The organism is Pseudomonas sp. WS 5078, from assembly GCF_012985745.1.
Taxonomy (GTDB): domain Bacteria; phylum Pseudomonadota; class Gammaproteobacteria; order Pseudomonadales; family Pseudomonadaceae; genus Aquipseudomonas; species Aquipseudomonas lundensis_A.
This window is the reverse complement of the sequence record NZ_JAAQWX010000014.1, coordinates 1-17,811: the sequence shown is the minus strand read 5'-3', so window position 1 is coordinate 17,811 and position 17,811 is coordinate 1. Positions and strand designations below refer to the sequence as shown.

Sequence of the window (17,811 nt, the reverse complement as noted above, 5' to 3'; positions counted from 1 at the left end):
ACAGGCACAATTTCCTTTGACAGGTGAGGGGGTCGTCCCTAGAATGCTGCGCCTATGTTGAATGACCCGATTCCACCTCACGTTGACCCGCGCAAATTGGCTGATCGTGGCACTACCCTTCAAGGTGAAGTGCTGCTGGCCGATTTGGAGAGACTCTGCGACCCGCTTTCCGACGATGTCGGTACGGTGCAGGCTAAATTTGTTTTTGAGCGCGACGAGCGAAGATCTGTGGTAATACACAGCTCCATCGACGTCGAGGTCAAGATGGTTTGCCAGCGTTGTCTTGAGCTGGTCACCCTGCCGATCCATAGCGAATGCAGTTATGCCGTGGTGAAAGAGGGTGCGAATACCCAGTCGTTACCGAAAGGTTATGACGTGCTGGAACTGGGCGAAGATCCATTGGATCTGCATGCACTGATCGAGGAGGAGCTTTTGCTCGCCTTGCCCATTGTGCCTGCTCATCATCCGGAAGAATGCCAGCAGCCGGCGGGTCTCGATGAGCCCGATCCAGGCGAGGACGAGGTAACGCGGTCCAACCCGTTCAGTGTATTGGCGCAGTTAAAGCGTGACCCAAACGTTTAGGAGTTAATCAATTATGGCTGTTCAGCAGAACAAAAAATCCCGCTCTGCCCGTGACATGCGTCGTTCGCACGATGCTCTTTCGGCTAGCACGCTGTCTGTAGAAAAAACCACCGGTGAAATTCACCTGCGTCACCACGTATCGCCAGAAGGCGTATACCGTGGTCGTAAAGTGATCGACAAGGGCGCTGACGAGTAATCACTTGTCCGTTCAGGTCATCGCGATCGACGCAATGGGCGGGGACTTCGGTCCCCGCAGCATTGTTCAGGCATGTATCGCTTGCCTATCTGCTACGCCCTCGCTTCACCTGACCCTTGTTGGTCAACCCTCCGTACTTGAAGAATTGATTGCCAGCCATTCGACTGTTGATCGCTCGCGCCTGACCATTACACCTGCCTGCGAAGTCATTTCCATGAGTGAGCGGCCTTCCCATGCCTTGCGTGGCAAGCCGGACTCTTCCATGCGCGTGGCGCTGGAGTTGTTGCGCGATGGCAAAGTGCAGGCGTGTGTGAGTTCGGGCAATACGGGGGCATTGATGGCCCTTTCGCGGTTTGTTCTCAAAACACTCCCGGGTATTGATCGTCCGGCAATGGTGGCAGCAGTACCCACACAAGCAGGCTATTGTCAGTTGCTGGACCTCGGGGCCAATGTCGACTGCACTGCGCAGCAGTTGTTTCAGTTTGCCGTGATGGGGTCGGTGGCGGCTCAGGCGCTTGGCACGTTACGCCCACGCGTAGCGCTGCTCAATATTGGTACTGAGGACATCAAAGGTAATCAGCAAGTCAAAGAGGCGGCGACCTTGCTTCAGTCTGCGCCGGGATTGAACTACATCGGTTTCGTCGAAGGTGACGGCCTGTATCGGGGGGAAGCGGACGTCGTGGTGTGCGACGGATTTGTCGGAAATATTCTGCTCAAGTCCAGCGAAGGTCTGGCCACCATGATCGCGGGCCGCATTGAAGCGTTGTTCAAACGCACAGTCGCGGGTCGTTTTGTCGGGGTGCTGGCGTTGCCGTTGCTGCGTCGCCTGCAGGCTGATCTTGCGCCTGCGCGACACAATGGCGCGAGTTTTTTGGGGTTGCAGGGCATAGTCATTAAAAGTCACGGTTCGGCAGGTGCTCAGGGCTTTCAAAGCGCGATAGAGCGTGCGCTGATTGAAATCCATGAAGACCTGCCAAAGCGTTTGCATGGACGTCTTGAAGGGTTGTTACCGTAGGCGTTTTGAAGGTCGAGTGCTTAAATGTGACCGCTCGGTCCAAACAGCCATCCAACTGTCAGTTTCTTGCGTCCGCAATGGCGGAACGTCAATTCACCGACGACCAGATTATTAGGGGCTTGTTACATGTCTACATCCCTCGCATTCGTCTTTCCAGGGCAGGGTTCGCAGTCCCTCGGCATGTTGGCCGAGCTGGGCGCGGCACACCCGCTGGTCCTGGAAACCTTTACGGAAGCCTCCAAATCGCTGGGTTACGACCTGTGGGCGTTGACCCAGGAAGGCCCTGCCGAGAAGCTGAATCAAACTGATATTACGCAGCCTGCCATTCTGACGGCCTCGATTGCCTTGTGGCGCCTGTGGCTGGCCGAAGGGGGCAAGCATCCTGATTTTGTCGCGGGCCATAGCTTGGGTGAATACAGTGCACTTGTAGCCGCTGAATGCCTGACTCTGGCTGAGGCGGTCAAACTGGTGGAGTGCCGTGGCCGTCTGATGCAGGAAGCTGTTCCTGCCGGTCAAGGCGCCATGGCGGCGATTCTTGGCCTGGACGATGCTGTGGTCATCCAGGCATGTGCTGACGCCGCGCAAGGTGACGTGGTCAGTGCTGTTAACTTCAACTCGCCGGGTCAAGTCGTGATCGCGGGCACCAAGGCGGCTGTTGAGCGCGCCATGGAACTGTGCAAGGCGGCTGGCGCCAAGCGTGCGCTGCCGTTGCCGGTCAGCGTGCCGTCACACTGCGAGCTGATGCGCCCTGCGGCAGAGCGTTTTGCTGAAGCCATCGAAGCCATCCGCTGGAACGATCCAAAGATCTCTTTGGTGCAAAACGTCAGCGCGGCCGTGACAAATGATCTGAATGTCATCAAGCGCGATTTGCTCGAGCAGCTCTACAAGCCTGTGCGTTGGGTTGAGTCGGTTCAATGTCTGGCGGCCAATGGCCCGGTTGATCTGGTTGAATGCGGCCCGGGCAAAGTGCTGGCGGGCATCAGCAAGCGTTGCGCTGAAGGCGTCACCACCCACAATTTGAATACCCCGGATGCCTTCGCCGCTGCGCGTGCGGCACTGGTCTGAATCAGGAGAATCCTGCATGAGCTTGCAAGGTAAAGTTGCACTGGTAACAGGCGCTAGCCGTGGCATTGGCCAGGCGATCGCACTGGAGTTGGGGCGTCAGGGCGCCGTCGTTATCGGCACCGCGACCTCGGCCTCTGGCGCTGAGCGCATTGCCGCTACGCTGAAAGAAAACGGTGTTCAAGGCACTGGCATGGAACTGAACGTCACCAATGACGAATCGGTGGCAGCGGTATTGGCCAGCATCCAGGAGCAATTCGGTGCGCCGGCAATTCTGGTCAATAATGCCGGCATCACCCGCGATAACCTGATGATGCGCATGAAAGACGACGAGTGGCATGACGTTGTCGATACCAACTTGAACAGTCTGTTCCGCCTGTCCAAGGGTGTTTTGCGCGGCATGACCAAAGCCCGTTGGGGTCGAATTATCAACATTGGCTCGGTTGTGGGTGCCATGGGCAACGCAGGCCAAGTAAACTATGCCGCCGCCAAGGCCGGCCTCGAAGGTTTCAGTCGTGCTCTGGCGCGTGAAGTGGGCTCGCGCTCCATCACGGTCAACTCGGTAGCGCCTGGCTTTATCGATACCGACATGACGCGCGAATTGCCTGAAGCACAGCGTGAAGCGTTGCTGACACAGATTCCACTGGGTCGCCTGGGGCAGGCTCAAGAGATCGCGAATGTGGTTTCTTTCCTGGCTTCGGACGGCGCAGCTTACGTGACTGGGGCTACAATCCCGGTCAACGGCGGGATGTACATGAGTTAAATGTGACGGATTGCTTCAAAAAAATGTCATACGAGCTGTCTAAAATCCGTTATAAAGCTGCATCTTTTTATAGGTAGCCGGTCATCGCGGGGCACGTGCAAAGCTTTCAGTTGAAAAATTGAAAAGCCTTTAGATACACTTGCCCACTGGCCAGCTGCCTGAATTTGTCCATTAGGAGTGAAAACAAGGTATGAGCACCATCGAAGAACGCGTCAAGAAAATCGTTGCCGAGCAACTGGGCGTTAAAGAAGAAGAAGTGACCAACAGCGCTTCCTTCGTTGAAGACCTGGGTGCCGACTCCCTTGACACCGTTGAGCTTGTGATGGCTCTGGAAGAGGAATTCGAGACCGAAATTCCTGACGAAGAAGCTGAGAAGATCACTACTGTACAAGCTGCTATCGATTACGTTACTGCCCACCAGGCGTAATAGTTTGTAATCGTTGCACGCTGTCATGGAAAAACCGCACTGCCGCTCAGGCGTGCGGTTTTTTCTTTAGGCGTGATGCAAAGTGTCGTCAATAGAATAAAGGAGAGTGCTGTGTCGCGTAGACGCGTCGTAGTCACCGGTATGGGGATGTTGTCGCCACTGGGTGCGGATGTTCCGAGCACCTGGCAAGGCATTCTGGCAGGCCGCAGTGGCATTGGTCTGATCGAACACACGGATCTTTCTGCCTATTCCACCCGTTTTGGCGGCTCGGTACAGGGCTTTAACGTCGAGGATTACCTCTCCGTTAAAGAAGCCCGAAAACTTGACCTGTTTATTCAATACGGTTTGGCCGCTGGTTTCCAGGCAGTGCGTAATGCCGGCCTTGAAGTCACTGACGCCAATCGTGAACGCATCGGTGTGGCGATGGGGTCAGGTATTGGCGGTTTGACCAATATCGAAGAAACCAGCCGTACCTTGCATGAACAAGGCCCACGACGGATTTCTCCGTTTTTTGTGCCGGGTTCGATCATCAATATGATTTCCGGTTTCCTGTCTATCCACTTGGGCACACAGGGGCCTAACTATGCCATCTCGACGGCGTGTACCACAGGTACGCACTGCATCGGCATGGCGGCGCGCAACATTGCTTACGGCGAAGCCGATGTAATGATTGCCGGCGGTGCCGAAATGGCGGCGTGCGGTCTGGGTATGGGCGGCTTCGGCGCGTCCCGTGCGCTGTCGACGCGCAACGACGACCCGACACGCGCCAGCCGTCCGTGGGACAAGGGCCGTGACGGCTTCGTGCTGTCCGACGGCGCCGGTGCATTGGTGCTTGAGGAGCTTGAGCATGCAAAGGCCCGGGGCGCGACCATTTATGCCGAGCTGATCGGTTTCGGGATGAGCGGCGACGCTTATCACATGACCTCGCCACCGGCAGATGGCGCGGGCGCGGCACGCTGCATCACCAATGCCTTGCGTGATGCGAAGCTGAACGTTGATCAAGTGCAATACATCAATGCACACGGCACGTCGACGCCTGCTGGTGACCTGGCAGAAGTCTCGGCGATCAAGTCGGTGTTCGGTGATTACGCCTACCAGTTGGCTGTCAGCTCGACCAAGTCGATGACTGGTCACTTGCTCGGTGCAGCAGGGGCCGTGGAGGCAATTTTCAGCGTGCTGGCCATCAACAGCCAGATCGCGCCGCCGACCATCAACCTCGACGAGCCTGATGAAGGTTGCGATCTGGATTTTGTGCCGCACACGCCGCGCGAAATGCCGATTGATGTCGTGCTTTCCAACTCCTTCGGTTTTGGCGGCACCAACGGCTCACTGGTGTTCCGCCGGTACGCCGAGTGATGCACAGCTGGGTCGACGGTCTGCCAGCTGACGGTCTGCCGTCGCTCCAGGACCGTGGGCTGGCCTACGGTGATGGTTTGTTCGAAACCATTGCCGTCAAGGCTGGCAGTCCCCGGTTGCTGGAGCTGCACATGCAGCGTCTGGCGCTGGGGTGTTCCCGGTTGGCGATCACTGCGGATCACGCTTTGATCCGCAGTGAGCTGCTGGCTTACGCGCACCAGATGGGTGAGGGCGTACTCAAACTGATCCTGACCCGCGGCGATGGCCCGCGCGGTTATGGCGCATTTGCCGAGGCGCAGCCTCGAAGAATTCTGCAAGCCAGTCCCTCTGCTGCCTATCCGCTGGCTAACGCCCGCGATGGGGTTGCTCTCTATGACTGTGCCACGCGGTTGTCCGAACAGCCGCTGCTGGCGGGGCTCAAGCACCTCTGCCGACTGGAGCAAGTGATTGCTCGCTCCGAATGGCAAGATCCTGCCTACGCCGAAGGTTTGATGCGTGATACATCAGGTCGGGTCATAGAAGGCGTTTTCAGTAATATTTTTCTGGTACGGGACGGCATATTGCTCACGCCGGACCTGCAACGCAGCGGTGTGGCTGGTGTTATGCGGGCGGCGTTACTGGCTGAGGCCGTGCGTCTGGCTATCCCGTGTCATGTCACCGATATCAGCCTTGAGCAGTTGCAACAGGCTGATGAATTGTTTGTCTGCAACAGCGTGTATGGCGTTTGGCCTGTGCGCGCATTTGCAGACCTGAGCTGGCCGGTGGGGCCGCTCACCCGTAAACTGCAAGGCATTGCCCGCACCCTATTGGATGTTTGATTCGTGAAACGTAAATTCTTGCTGCTGCTGGAGACAGGTCTGGTGCTGGCGGGCCTTGTGCTGGGCGCTGGTGCCTGGAAACTCAACGCTGCGCTTGAACAACCGCTGAACCTGACCCAAGAGCAACTGCTTGATGTGCCCGCTGGCGCAACCCCGACCGGGACTTTCAATCGCCTTGAGGCAGACGACACACTTAGCGACGCATTCTGGCTGCGCCTCTATTGGCGTTTCAACCTCGCGGGGCAGCCGTTGCACAGCGGCGAGTACCGGATGACGCCCGGCATGACGGCGCACGACCTTATTGGCCTGTGGCAGCGTGGCGAAGTGGTGCAATACAGCTTGACGCTGGTGGAAGGCTGGAATTTCCGCCAGGTGCGCAGTGCATTGGCCCGGCATGAAAAAATCGAGCAGACGCTTGATGGCCTGAGCGACAGTGAAGTGATGGATAAACTCGGGCATCCGGGTGAATTCCCGGAAGGACGTTTCTTTCCTGACACCTATCGTTTTGTGCGCGGCATGAGCGATGCGCAGCTCCTTGAAAAAGCCTACGACCGCCTGCACAAAGTGTTGGCCGAAGAATGGGAGCAGCGCGACCCAGGGGTGCCTTACACCGATCCCTATCAGGCGTTGACCATGGCGTCGCTGGTCGAGAAAGAAACCGGTGTGCCCCATGAGCGTGGGCAAATTGCCGGGGTATTTGTGCGTCGCATGAAAATCGGTATGCCTTTGCAGACAGACCCTACTGTCATCTATGGCCTGGGTGAGCGTTATAACGGCAAGTTGACCCGTGCCCATCTGCGTGAGCCAACGCCTTACAACACCTACACCATCCCCGGTCTTCCGCCGACACCGATTGCCATGGTGGGGCGCGAGGCGATTCATGCGGCTTTGCACCCGGTCAGCGGCAGCAGCCTGTATTTTGTGGCCAAGGGCGATGGCAGCCATACATTCTCGGACGATCTGGACGCGCACAACAATGCCGTTCGCGAGTTTCAGATCAAGCGCCGCGCTGATTACCGTTCGAGCCCCGCGCCAGCGGCGGACGCGACGCCACAGACAGAGCCTGCGGTTGAGCCGGCACCCGCTGAAACCGAGCCGAAAGGCGAGCAATGACACTGATGAAGGACCGCAGCCTGTGACTGGCTTGTTTATTACCCTGGAAGGCCCCGAAGGTGCGGGCAAGAGCACCAACCGTGAGTACCTGGCTGCACGCTTGCGCGAGGAGGGCATTGATGTAGTGCTGACCCGCGAACCGGGCGGTACACCGTTGGCCGAGCGCATTCGTGAGCTGTTACTGACGCCGAGCGAAGATGCCATGTGCGCCGATACCGAGCTGCTGCTGGTGTTCGCTGCGCGAGCCCAGCATTTGGCCGAGGTCATCCGTCCGGCGCTGGCCCGCGGTGCGGTGGTGCTGTGCGACCGGTTTACGGATGCAACGTATGCGTACCAGGGGGGCGGTCGTGGTTTGTCGCACGGGCGCATCGCGGTGCTCGAAGATTTTGTGCAAGGGGGGCTGCGTCCGGATTTGACGCTGGTGTTCGACTTGCCGATTGAAGTGGGCATGGCCCGCGCCAGTGCTCGGGGGCGACTTGATCGTTTTGAGCAGGAAGGCCGTACCTTCTTCGATGCCGTTCGCAGCACGTACCTGCAACGCGCCGAGGCTGCGCCGCAGCGTTATCGGTTGATCGACGCTGCTCAAACCCTGGAGCAGGTACAGACTCAATTGGATAACCTGCTGCCACAATTGCTAGGGATGTACCGTGGCTGAGGCTTATCCGTGGCAAGACGCTTTGTGGCAGCAAATGGCCGGGCGCGCCCAGCACGCGCATGCTTACTTGCTGCACGGGCCCGCAGGCATCGGCAAGCGAGCCCTTGCCGAGCGCCTGATGGCCAGTCTGTTGTGCAAGCAGCCAAATGGGCTTGAAGCGTGCGGCACGTGCAAATCCTGTTTATTGCTGGCCGCGGGCAGTCATCCTGACAATTACATTCTTGAGCCTGAAGAAGCCGACAAGGCGATCAAGGTCGATCAAGTGCGGGAACTCGTGAGTTTTGTCGTGCAGACAGCCCAATTAGGGGGGCGCAAGGTGGTATTGGTTGAGCCCGTTGAGGCCATGAACATCAATGCTGCCAATGCTTTGCTAAAAAGCCTGGAAGAGCCCTCGGGCGATACGGTGTTGCTGTTGGTCAGCCACCAGTCCAGCCGTTTGCTGCCCACCATACGCAGTCGTTGTGTGCAACAAGCCTGCCCGCTGCCAAGTGAGGCGCTCAGCCTGCAATGGCTGGCCACGGCCTTGCCCGATTGCACTGTCCAGGAACGCGTGGAGTTGCTGACCTTGGCAGCCGGTTCACCCTTGGCGGCGGTTAAGTTGCAGGCACAAGGCGTGCGCGAGCAACGTGCGTCTGTGGTTGATGGCGTGAAAAAATTGCTCAAGCATCAGCAGTCGGCCACTCAGTTGGCGGAGAGCTGGAATGCGATTCCCTTGCTGTTGCTGTTTGACTGGTTCTGCGACTGGTCGAGCCTGATTCTGCGTTATCAGTTGACGCAGGATGAGTCCGGCCTTGGCCTGGAAGACATGCGCAAAGTGCTGCAATACCTGGCACAGAAAACCCCGCAGGCAAACGTGTTGAACATTCAGGACTGGATTCTTGCCCAGCGTCAGAAAGTGCTGGGCAAAGCCAACCTTAATCGTGTGCTGTTGCTCGAAGCGTTACTGGTGCAATGGGCAAGCCTGCCCGGCCAGCGCTGATTTGATTTAAATTCCAAGCAGGTGATTGCTATGCTCGTCGACTCCCATTGCCATCTCGACCGTCTCGATTTAAGCGCCCACGACGGCTCGCTGGATGCCGCGCTGCAAGCGGCCCGGGAACGAGGTGTGGGGCATTTTCTGTGCATTGGTGTCAGTGCCGACAATGCGGCCGATGTCAAAGCCCTGACGGATCGTTATGACGATGTAGATTGCTCGGTGGGCGTCCACCCTCTGGACGTACAGCCCGGTGCTGCACCGGCGCTGGACTGGTTGCTCGGTGAGTTGAACCATCCGCGTGTAGTGGCCATTGGTGAAACCGGTCTGGATTATCACTACGAGCCTGAAGCGGCCGAATTGCAGCAGATGTCATTTCGCGTTCACCTTGAGGCTGCGCAGCAGACCGGCAAACCCGTGGTGGTTCATACCCGTGGCGCCCGCGCCGATACATTGACGCTGCTGCGTGAAGCGGCACTGCCACAGGCGGGTGTGCTGCATTGCTTTACCGAAGATTGGGAGATGGCCAAGGCTGCGTTGGACCTGGGGTTTTACATCTCGCTGTCCGGCATCGTGACGTTCCGCAATGCCGATGCGCTGCGTGATGTGGCCCGTCAGGTGCCTGCCGACCGCTTGCTGGTGGAGACCGACTCTCCGTACCTCGCCCCCATTCCTTACCGCGGCAAGCCGAATCTTCCGCAATACGTGCGAGAAGTGGCTGAGTTCCTGGCCATGCTCCGTGGTGAGTCATACGAACGCTTTGCAGAGCAGACCACAGAAAACTTCCAGCGTCTGTTTCCGTTGGCACGGGTCCAGCGCTGATCGCCCGACCTTCATAAAGGCAAAAAAAACCCGGGCTCTGGGGGAATCCGGGTTAAGACCATTAGGAGTAAAACAAAGGCACACAGTCCGTGGCGGCCTTTATCGGCGAAGCACTTGGGGGGATGTACCGCCGACCCCTTAAGTATTGGTCAGCATTGTCAGGCGTCCAGTCTTGGCTGTACATTTTTTAAACAGATTTGGAATACCCGTGATTCGGTTGAGTACGTATCGGCTGCAACGGAATTTCCCGGCACCGATCGATTTGCAGGATGATCCGTGCAATTTAGCGTGACTTAGGCATAATACCGGGCTTCGATTTTGCCCCCTACAGACCTTTTCTTATGCACAAAGAACCCCGTAAGGTCCGTGAGTTTCGTCGCCGTGAGCAAGAAATTCTCGATACCGCGCTCAAGCTGTTCCTCGAACAGGGTGAAGACAGCGTCACCGTCGAGATGATTGCGGATGCCGTCGGTATCGGCAAAGGCACTATTTACAAGCACTTCAAATCCAAGGCTGAGATCTACTTGCGCCTGATGCTCGATTACGAGCGCGATTTGAACGCGTTGTTGCATTCCGCTGACGTGGACAAGGATAAGGAAGCGCTGTCGCGCGCCTATTTTGAATTCCGCATGCGTGACCCTCAACGTTATCGGTTGTTTGACCGCCTTGAAGAGAAGGTGGTCAAAGGCAATCAGGTGCCTGAGCTGGTGGAGGAGTTACACAAGATTCGCGCGTCGAATTTTGAACGCCTGACCCTGCTCATCAAGGGCCGTATCAGTGAAGGCAAGCTGGAAGACGTGCCGCCTTATTTCCACTATTGCGCCGCCTGGGCGTTGGTGCATGGCGCCGTGGCGCTGTACCACTCGCCGTTCTGGAGCAATGTGCTGGAAGACCAGGAAGGTTTTTTCCAGTTCCTGATGGACATCGGTGTGCGCATGGGCAACAAGCGCAAGCGCGATTCAGACACGCCGGCAGTCGACTAACACTGCTGCTTAGCCCTGCATGGCACCCTGTCGTGCCGCCTATACTCAGGCTTGGGTCTTGCCAAAATCTGATACTTGAGTCAGGTTTTGGCGCACCCCCTTTCTCTCGTGCCGGAGTCATCCATGATTGTTGACCGCCAAGGCAGACAATTTCGCAACTTGCGCATCAGTCTGACGTCAGCTTGCAACTATGCCTGCACGTATTGCGTCCCCAATGGCAAGCGGCTCGTGGCAGCGCAGGATGAATTGTCGGCCGAGGCCATGGCGCGTGGGGTTGCCTACCTGATAGAAGCAGCGGGCATTGAGCGTTTGCGTATTACAGGGGGGGAGCCACTGGTAAGCCCCAAACTTGAAACCTTTATGCGTGAAGTCGGGCAGTTGGGCCTGAGTGATATCAGCCTGACCACTAATGGCCAATTGCTTGCTCGCAAATTGCCCCTGTTGGTGGATGCGGGCATTCGTCGTCTCAATGTATCTCTCGATACGCTGGACCCCGATACCTTCCGCAGCATTGCTCGCGGCGGTGACTTGGCCACGGTGCTCGACGGTCTGCAACAGGCCAGCGATGCAGGCATGAAAATCAAGGTCAACATGGTGCCCTTGCGTGGGCAGAACCTCGATCAAGTCATGCCGCTACTCGAATACTGTCTGGAGCGCGGCTATGAGCTGCGTTTTATCGAGCTCATGCGCATGGGGCATCTGGCCAGCGACGGGAATGGGTTCCTGCAACAATTCGTCAGCCTGCAACAGTTGCTCGCGTTGATTGGCGAGCGTCATGAATATTTGCAGGCCGATGCACCGGTGGATGCCACTGCCGTGCGTTACCAGATTCCGGGCTGCGGGTACTTTGGTGTGATTGCCAACGAAAGCGTGCCGTTTTGTCGAACCTGCTCGCGTTTGCGACTCTCTTCTACCGGCTGGCTGCATGGCTGTTTATCGTCAAGCAATCGCCATTATGTCGGCGACTTGCTCAACAAGCCCCGTCACGAAGCGTTGCCTGCATTGCAGGGGTTGCTGATGAAAGCCCTGGGCGACAAACAGGACATTGCCTTCTCGGGTGGCGCCACCGTGATGAAAATCATCGGCGGCTAAAACCGGGCCGCGCTAAACCTCAAGTGACTGCACAAACTGGCGCGCAAACTGCATTACGCGACTACTCGCCGGTTTTTTGTCGCCGGTCATCAGGAGATCAGGATGCGTAGTCTGTTTGTTTTGCTGGCTTTGTTGGCGCTGGGTGGATGCATGAAGGTCAGCGACCTGGGTCAAGGCGCACGTGATCAAATGAGTGATGCCGGTCTGCTGGACCATAGCAACACGCGCCGCAGCAATTCCCTGCGCATTCAGCCTGATTCCTTTATTTACATCGCTCAGGGCCCCTTCAAGCCAATTGGCGACCCTTATGTTCGGCCCAACGTAGTCGCGGAAGAGGCGTTTAACGGTTTTGTTGAATATTTCCCAATGGTGCGTCGCGCCAAGGCGCCGGTCGGGCTGGATGAAGCAATGACCGAAGCGCGGGGATACGGCGCTCATTATTTGTTGTACACGCGGTTTGCCCGTGCCGACGACCGCATTGGTAACAGTGACGAGTGGCTGGATCAGGAAGAGATCAGTCGTTTGGGCATCGATAGCGGTGTGATTCAAGTGATGTTGATTGAAACCAGCACCCAATACCTGATCGATACGGCGACCATCCGCAGCCGTGGCGGCTTGCTGACGTTCCATGACAACAAACCAGCCGACCTGATTGGCCCGCCGCTGGCTAAGTACGCCCGCAGCTTGATAGGCTTGAGCGACCAATAGAGCGAGGGAAGCACCATGAGCGAGCCGGTTGACGTCAGTAATCTGTTGGCGCAAATCCCGAGAGCCGACAAGGGATTGCCGCCGGTTCATCTGTGGGACACCGCGTTTTGTGGTGATATCGACATGCGCATCGCCCGTGATGGCACGTGGTATTACATGGGAACGCCGATCGGTCGTAAGCCAATGGTCAAATTGTTCTCGACCATAATTCGTCGCGATGGTGATGATTATTTTCTGATCACACCGGTGGAAAAAGTCGGCATAAAGGTCGATGACGCGCCATTTGTGGCAGTTGCACTGGATGTGCAGGGGGAGGGAGAGCAGCAGGTGCTGCGATTCATCACTAATGTGGATGATCTGATTGAGGCGGGTCCTGAGCATCCGGTGCGGGTAGCGATCGACCCTGTCACTCAGGAGCCCTCGCCCTACCTACGGGTGCGCCGGAATCTGGAAGCCTTGATCCATCGCAATGTGTTCTACCAGTTGGTAGAGCTGGCGCAAACGCGACCGATTGACGGTCAGTTGTGGTTCGGCGTCTGGAGCCATGGGGAGTTTTTCCCCATCGCCCCGGACCCGGGTGCGTAAACGCTTAGGCTTTCAGCGTTTTCATATCAATCACAAAGCGGTATTTCACGTCGCCTTTCTGCACGCGTTCAAACGCCTGATTGATGTTTTTGATGTCGAGCATTTCGATGTCGCAAGTAATACCGTTGGCTGCGCTGAAGTCGAGCATTTCCTGAGTCTCAGCGATCCCGCCAATCAACGACCCGGCCAGCACGCGGCGTTTGAATACCAGATTGAAGGCGTTGACAGCAGGTTCAATCGGTTCGATCAGGCCCACCAGAATATGCACCCCGTCAAAACGCAGGGTTTCGAGGTAGGGGTTTAGGTCGTGTTTCACCGGAATGGTGTCCAGCAAGAAGTCGAAGCTGCCAGCAGCGGCCTTCATTTGCTCGGCATCGGTGGACACGATCACGTGATCGGCTCCCTGACGACGGGCTTCCTCGGCCTTGGCGGCGGAGCGGGTGAACAAGGTCACTTCAGCGCCCATGGCCTTGGCGAACTTGATGCCCATATGGCCCAGGCCGCCCATGCCCAGTACACCCACCTTGTCGCCCGGCTCAACCCCGTAGTGTTGCAGGGGCGAGTAGGTGGTAATGCCGGCACACAGCAGCGGTGCTGCGCTCGCCGGGTCAAGGTTTTCCGGGATGCGCACCACGAAATCTTCGCGTACCACGATGCTGTCCGAGTAGCCGCCCATGGTGGTGGTGCCATCGATGCGGTCCGGCGAGCCGTACGTTTGGGTAAAACCTTCGAGGCAATATTGCTCCAGGTCTTCCTTGCACGCGGAGCATTCGCGGCACGAGTCGACCATGCAGCCCACTCCAACCAGATCGCCCACGTTGTACTTGGTCACGGCGCTGCCCACTGCAGTCACTTTGCCGACGATTTCGTGGCCCGGCATGACCGGGTAAACGGCAAAGCCCCAATCGTTATGCACTTGGTGAATATCGGAGTGGCACACGCCGCAGTACATGACCTCGATGGCGACGTCGTCCGGGCGCGGCGCGCGACGGTTGAACTGCATCGGCGTCAAAGGAGCGGAAGCGGTTTTAGCGGCGTAGCCGATGGCGTTATAGGTGACGTTGGACATGGAGAACCTCGCGAAACGTTGACTGTAAACAAGGAGGTGATTTTGCGCCCGCCTGCCTGTCAGGACTATGACGATTCCTCCGCCTGTTATGCCTATTCCTCCGGCGTGTCGGGGTGGATCTGGTTTTAACCGTCAATTCTGCGAAGATGCGCCTGTCTATTCCTCTTGTGAAGTTGTCTGCATGTTTTTGACTCGCCACCGCGACGAGAATGCCACGCTGGTTTCATTGATCCAGCCGTTGGCCTCGCAAATCGGTTTTGTATCGACATTGTTGCCCGAAGTGCGCGTGGTTTCTGCCTGTCGGGCAGTGGCGCGCATGCCGCAGATTTATGAGCCTAGCCTAATGGTCATCGCTCAGGGCAGTAAGTTGGCCTATCTCGGACAGCGGACACTGGAATATGGCGCAGGGCATTATCTGGTGCAGGCGTTATCCGTCCCGTTCGAGTGTGAGACCTTTGCATCTGAGCAAGTTCCCCTGCTGGGTGTGGCCATCAGTATTGACCGCGCCGTGCTCGGTGAGTTGGTGCTGGCAATGGGGCGTGATCCTGATCGCAGCGCTATTGCTCAAACGCCCGAGTCCATGACCTCAGCCGTGCTGGATGACGAAATGCGCCAAGCGGTTGAGCGGTTACTGCGCTGTCTGCACGACCCTTTGGAGTGCCGGATCATGGGCAAGGCGCGGTTGCGCGAAGTGCTCTTTGCGGCCTTGCGAGGACCGCAGGCAGGCGTATTGCGCGCGCTGGTCGAGCAGCAAGGCCAGTTCGCACGGGTGGCAGCGTCCCTCAGTCATTTACACGAACATTTCGCTGAGCCATTGAATGTCGAGACGCTGGCGCGTTGCGCGAACATGAGCGCCTCCACTTTTCATGAGCATTTCAAGCGCAGTACGCTGTTGTCGCCCGTGCAGTACCTCAAGCGCTTGCGCTTATTGCGGGCTCAGCAGTTGCTGTTGAATGAGGGCTTGGGCGTTGCGCAAGTGGCAGAGCGGGTGGGTTATCAAAGTACGTCGCAGTTCAGCCGCGAGTACAAACGCTATTTCGAGCGCAGTCCGGGGCATGAAGGGGCGGGAGGATTGTAGCGAGCAGTTCTTGCGTGCCTGTCGCCACTAAAAGCAGCGTAAGACTGTTGATGATTGCGTGAGTGGCCCCGATAGCGGGGCCGCTCGTGACATCTTGTCGTCTCTTCAGCGGCTAAGTGGCCGCTTCAGGCTTACATATTCGGGTAAGTCGGGCCGCCAGCCCCTTCTGGGGTAACCCAAGTGATGTTCTGCGACGGGTCTTTGATGTCGCACGTTTTGCAATGAACGCAGTTTTGCGCGTTGATCTGGAAGCGCTTCTCACCGCTTTCCTGAGTGATCACTTCATACACGCCCGCCGGGCAGTAGCGTTGAGCCGGCTCATCGTACAGCGGCAGGTTGACGCTGATCGGGATGTTCGGATCGCGCAGCTTGAGGTGACAAGGCTGTTCTTCTTCATGGTTGGTGCTGGAGAGGAACACTGAACTGAGTTTGTCGAAGCTGAGCTTGCCGTCGGGTTTCGGGTAGTCGATCTTCTTACAGTCTTTGGCCAGCTTCAGGCACGCGTAGTCTGGCTTGTTGTCGTGCAACGTGAACGGCAGTTTGCCGCCGAAGAGGTTCTGATCCATCCAGTTGAAACCGCCGCCCAGGATAGGGCCGAACTTGTGCAGCGCCGGACCGAAGTTACGGCTGGCGAACAACTCGTCAAACAGCCAACTGCCTTTGAAGGCTTCAACGTACGTATTGAGCGCATCACCGCCTTCGGAACCGGCGAGCAGCGCATCAGCCACTGCATCGGCGGCGAGCATGCCGGACTTCATCGCCGTGTGGCTGCCCTTGATTTTGGAGAAGTTCAGCGTGCCCAAATCGCAACCGATCAATGCGCCGCCGTTGAAGACCATTTTAGGCAGCGAATTCAAGCCGCCCTTGCAAATGGCTCGGGCGCCGTAACTGATGCGCTTGCCGCCTTCAAGGTACTGCTTGAGCACCGGGTGATGCTTGAGGCGCTGGAACTCATCGAACGGCGAAAGGAAGGTGTTGCTGTAGGACAGGTCAACAATCAGGCCGACCACGACCTGGTTGTTTTCCAGGTGATACAGGAAAGAGCCGCCGGTGTTCTCGCTGCTCATAACGTCCAGAGGCCAGCCCGCGGTGTGAACCACAAGGCCGGGCTGATGTTTGGACGGGTCGATTTCCCAGATTTCTTTCAGGCCGATACCGTAGTGCTGACTGTCTGCGTCGGCGTCCAGCTTGAAGCGTTCGATCAGTTGTTTACCAAGGTGACCGCGGCAGCCTTCTGCGAACAGCGTGTACTTGCCGCGCAGTTCCATGCCCGGGGTGTACAGGCCTTCTTTTGGGTTGCCTTCTCGGTCAACACCCAAGTCGCCAGTGATGATCCCGCGGACCACGTTGTTTTCATCAAGCAGGACGTCTTGTGCGGCAAAGCCGGGATAGATTTCCACGCCCAGGTTCTCGGCCTGTTGCGCCAGCCAGCGGCACAGGTTGCCCAGCGAGATGATGTAGTTGCCTTCGTTGTGCATGGTCTTGGGCACAAAGAAGTCCGGCACCTTGGTCGAGGTGGTATCACTGCGCAGTACATAAATATCGTCGCGGGTGACCGGTGTATTGAGTGGAGCGCCCAGTTCTTTCCAGTCCGGGAACAATTCGTTCAGGGCGCGGGGTTCAAACACGGCGCCAGACAGGATGTGTGCACCGACTTCAGAGCCTTTTTCAACCACGCAGACGCTGATTTCGTTACCGGCTTCGGCGGCCTTCTGCTTCAAACGGCAGGCGGCGGACAAACCGGCAGGGCCGGCGCCGACGATGACCACGTCGAATTCCATGTATTCGCGTTCCACAGGCTATCTCCTACTCAAGGCTCAACGGTATTTTTCTAATTGGAGGTTTGGCGTTTCATCCATTATTTCCTCGGCGCTCGCTGAAGACGCAATGGATGACGCACCGCTCTCTCTAAGGGGCGGCATTATATCTACACCACCCGCGGGGTCCAATACAAACGTTTGTTTGAAATCCCTGCAACCCAGACAAATCAATGACGCGCGGCTCTAAAGTGGCCGATTTGCTGTATTGACCGCAAAAGGTGTTCCGGTCAAGATACGGGCGGTTTTGCGCTCGCCGTAGGCTGATTGTTGGTTTCAAGAGCACCTCTAAAGACAGGGCACAGGCATTAGCCTGATGGGGTCTGCCATTTTTTGAGCGAAGTTTACACGTCATTGCGATGAATGACTTGCCAGTCACATCCGATAAGCGGTCGCAAAGGGAAGTTTTGGGCACGCGTCCTTCTTTATATAAGCAGGGCAAGGCAACGATCTTTGGAGGTGCCCTTGTGCTGATGAGCATCAACCGCCAGGTTCGCCTAGGCGACTTTCTTTTCACCGGAGAGTAACGAGGAATCCATGAAGGTTCTTGTAGCTGTCAAACGAGTGGTCGATTACAACGTTAAAGTTCGCGTCAAAGCGGACAACTCCGGCGTTGACCTCGCCAACGTCAAGATGTCGATGAACCCCTTCTGCGAAATCGCAGTGGAAGAAGCCGTGCGCCTGAAAGAGAAAGGCG

19 protein-coding genes and 1 pseudogene are annotated in these 17,811 nt (G+C 57.2%); 18 read left to right on the top strand and 2 right to left on the bottom strand.

The window, feature by feature from the left end; genetic code table 11:
- Nucleotides 1-54: 54 nt before the first annotated feature.
- From HBN68_RS17465 to HBN68_RS17390, 16 genes are all read left to right on the top strand, one after another.
- Nucleotides 55-582: a YceD family protein gene (locus HBN68_RS17465; protein ID WP_047276241.1), complete on the top strand. Its 528-nt coding sequence runs from the start codon at nt 55-57 to the stop codon at nt 580-582.
- 13 nt (nt 583-595) lie between these two features.
- On the top strand, nt 596-778 hold the full coding sequence (rpmF, locus tag HBN68_RS17460; RefSeq protein ID WP_003442519.1) for a 50S ribosomal protein L32: 183 nt from the start codon (nt 596-598) through the stop codon (nt 776-778).
- A gap of 4 nt (nt 779-782) precedes the next feature.
- Complete coding sequence (plsX, locus tag HBN68_RS17455; RefSeq protein WP_094994685.1) at nt 783-1,793, top strand: phosphate acyltransferase PlsX; 1,011 nt, start codon at nt 783-785, stop codon at nt 1,791-1,793.
- Between the two features lie 126 nt (nt 1,794-1,919).
- The gene (gene fabD / locus HBN68_RS17450; protein ID WP_169965486.1) at nt 1,920-2,858 is read left to right on the top strand and encodes an ACP S-malonyltransferase; all 939 of its coding nucleotides are present in this window, start codon (nt 1,920-1,922) and stop codon (nt 2,856-2,858) included.
- Nucleotides 2,859-2,874: 16 nt separating this feature from the next.
- Entirely contained in the window at nt 2,875-3,618 is a 744-nt protein-coding gene (gene fabG / locus HBN68_RS17445; protein WP_094994687.1) for a 3-oxoacyl-ACP reductase FabG, read from the top strand.
- A 190-nt stretch (nt 3,619-3,808) separates the two neighbouring features.
- Nucleotides 3,809-4,045 carry an acyl carrier protein gene (gene acpP / locus HBN68_RS17440; protein WP_016973676.1) on the top strand — a complete coding sequence of 79 codons (237 nt, stop codon included), beginning with the start codon at nt 3,809-3,811 and terminating at the stop codon, nt 4,043-4,045.
- A gap of 111 nt (nt 4,046-4,156) precedes the next feature.
- Nucleotides 4,157-5,401, top strand: coding sequence for a beta-ketoacyl-ACP synthase II (gene fabF, locus HBN68_RS17435; RefSeq protein ID WP_094994688.1), 1,245 nt, complete (start codon nt 4,157-4,159; stop codon nt 5,399-5,401).
- On the top strand, nt 5,401-6,219 hold the full coding sequence (gene pabC, locus HBN68_RS17430; protein WP_169965484.1) for an aminodeoxychorismate lyase: 819 nt from the start codon (nt 5,401-5,403) through the stop codon (nt 6,217-6,219). The genes fabF and pabC overlap by 1 nt, the downstream gene beginning before the upstream one ends.
- 3 nt (nt 6,220-6,222) lie before the next feature.
- Entirely contained in the window at nt 6,223-7,332 is a 1,110-nt protein-coding gene (gene mltG / locus HBN68_RS17425) for an endolytic transglycosylase MltG (protein ID WP_094994690.1), read from the top strand.
- Between the two features lie 22 nt (nt 7,333-7,354).
- Nucleotides 7,355-7,987 (top strand): dTMP kinase, encoded by a 633-nt coding sequence (tmk, locus tag HBN68_RS17420; protein ID WP_169965482.1) that lies wholly within the window; start codon nt 7,355-7,357, stop codon nt 7,985-7,987.
- On the top strand, nt 7,980-8,966 hold the full coding sequence (locus tag HBN68_RS17415; RefSeq protein WP_169965480.1) for a DNA polymerase III subunit delta': 987 nt from the start codon (nt 7,980-7,982) through the stop codon (nt 8,964-8,966). Before tmk ends, HBN68_RS17415 begins: the two co-directional genes overlap by 8 nt.
- 30 nt (nt 8,967-8,996) lie before the next feature.
- Nucleotides 8,997-9,782 carry a TatD family hydrolase gene (locus HBN68_RS17410; RefSeq protein ID WP_169965478.1) on the top strand — a complete coding sequence of 262 codons (786 nt, stop codon included), beginning with the start codon at nt 8,997-8,999 and terminating at the stop codon, nt 9,780-9,782.
- A gap of 341 nt (nt 9,783-10,123) precedes the next feature.
- Nucleotides 10,124-10,765, top strand: a complete 642-nt coding sequence (locus tag HBN68_RS17405; RefSeq protein ID WP_094994694.1) for a TetR/AcrR family transcriptional regulator — start codon at nt 10,124-10,126, stop codon at nt 10,763-10,765.
- Nucleotides 10,766-10,888: 123 nt separating this feature from the next.
- Nucleotides 10,889-11,857 (top strand): radical SAM protein, encoded by a 969-nt coding sequence (locus HBN68_RS17400; protein WP_094994695.1) that lies wholly within the window; start codon nt 10,889-10,891, stop codon nt 11,855-11,857.
- 102 nt (nt 11,858-11,959) lie between these two features.
- Nucleotides 11,960-12,565 carry a DUF4823 domain-containing protein gene (locus HBN68_RS17395; protein WP_094994696.1) on the top strand — a complete coding sequence of 202 codons (606 nt, stop codon included), beginning with the start codon at nt 11,960-11,962 and terminating at the stop codon, nt 12,563-12,565.
- Nucleotides 12,566-12,580: 15 nt separating this feature from the next.
- On the top strand, nt 12,581-13,150 hold the full coding sequence (locus tag HBN68_RS17390; RefSeq protein ID WP_094994697.1) for a DUF1285 domain-containing protein: 570 nt from the start codon (nt 12,581-12,583) through the stop codon (nt 13,148-13,150).
- Nucleotides 13,151-13,154: 4 nt separating this feature from the next.
- On the opposite strand, the gene HBN68_RS17385 is transcribed toward HBN68_RS17390, so the two are convergent.
- Entirely contained in the window at nt 13,155-14,219 is a 1,065-nt protein-coding gene (locus HBN68_RS17385; RefSeq protein ID WP_094994698.1) for an NAD(P)-dependent alcohol dehydrogenase, read from the bottom strand.
- A 181-nt stretch (nt 14,220-14,400) separates the two neighbouring features.
- Here HBN68_RS17385 and HBN68_RS17380 point away from each other — a divergent pair, with 181 nt between their 5' ends.
- Complete coding sequence (locus HBN68_RS17380) at nt 14,401-15,297, top strand: AraC family transcriptional regulator (RefSeq protein ID WP_169965476.1); 897 nt, start codon at nt 14,401-14,403, stop codon at nt 15,295-15,297.
- Between the two features lie 131 nt (nt 15,298-15,428).
- On the opposite strand, the gene HBN68_RS17375 is transcribed toward HBN68_RS17380, so the two are convergent.
- On the bottom strand, nt 15,429-17,093 hold the full coding sequence (locus HBN68_RS17375; RefSeq protein ID WP_094994700.1) for an electron transfer flavoprotein-ubiquinone oxidoreductase: 1,665 nt from the start codon (nt 17,091-17,093) through the stop codon (nt 15,429-15,431).
- 558 nt (nt 17,094-17,651) lie between these two features.
- Here HBN68_RS17375 and HBN68_RS17370 point away from each other — a divergent pair.
- Nucleotides 17,652-17,811, top strand: a pseudogene (locus tag HBN68_RS17370) (electron transfer flavoprotein subunit beta/FixA family protein); the annotation flags it as partial.